Source organism: Mannheimia kashgarensis, assembly GCF_041807705.1.
Classification (GTDB): domain Bacteria; phylum Pseudomonadota; class Gammaproteobacteria; order Enterobacterales; family Pasteurellaceae; genus Mannheimia.
Genome location: NZ_JBGTYY010000067.1, coordinates 1 through 1,015, shown reverse-complemented (window position 1 = coordinate 1,015; position 1,015 = coordinate 1). Strand labels below are relative to the sequence as shown.

Here is a 1,015-nt window from a genome sequence, read left to right as displayed (position 1 = left end):
GAGCCGGTGATTTTGCTTAGCACATCGTTGTCCAAGGTAATCACGGTGGAGGCTCGGGCGTCTGCCATATTGATGACCTCAATCTTGTCGCCCACTTTGTCGAAGAAACGATGCCAGTTTTCGGTAGTGTAGTCTTCGTTAGAAGATACTACTGAGCCGTAAACGTTGTAGTTGAATGACTTGAATTCCTTACCTTGTGGGGCATCTAGCGTACCAATTTGTGTACCTTGATCGCCTGCGTTGATATACACAAACTTCATAATATACGTTGGGTTTTCTCCATCCGGTGCAACAAAGCGGTGAACTTCATCACGGGCATTGGTGCCGTGATAAGTATCCAAGTGCTTGGTTTCACCATTATCCCATAGCTCATTGCCATTGCTATCAACAAAGGTATAACTACGACGACCAAATTCATCATAGAACCATAATGCAGAGGTTTCACTTCCGTTTGCTAAGGTATCAATCGCTTTATAGACCCGACCGGCATCATTATATACGGTGGTTCGCCAAGTATCACCTGAGTTCAACTCACCATCTAAATTACGATCTCGTCCATTGACAACTTCTCTTCCATATTCATCACGCTTATAGATAGTACTAATGTCGATATTTTCTTCATTAGTATATCGAGTATTTTTAATGATTTGATTATATGCATCATACTCAAATACTGTTTTAGAGATTAAGCGTTCTGCACTATCGTGATCACGTCTAATAGTTGAACGACCATATTCGTCATATTCTCTAGTAGAATAAGCGTTAATAGGTAAAGCATCGCCGGTAAAATCACTATCGGTACGAACTACTCGTCCATACGTATCATAATGATATGTCTCAATTCGCTCAGCTCCATCTTTCCCTTCAGAGAAGTCCGTATCAAACTCACGCGTTGCCACACGGTTGTAGATGTCATAAGTGTACTTATTGTTAGCAATTAGCGTAAAAGTCATTCGATTAGATGTTTTTTTGTTCTATTTAAGTGTAAATATAATACTTTCAAAAATATAAGCTA

At 39.9% G+C, this 1,015-nt stretch carries 1 protein-coding gene; it reads right to left on the bottom strand.

From position 1 onward, the window contains the following. Positions 1 to 953: hypothetical protein (locus ACERCF_RS12480; RefSeq protein WP_373625786.1), on the bottom strand; the 953-nt coding region annotated here is incomplete at its 3' end. Positions 954 to 1,015: the final 62 nt, after the last annotated feature.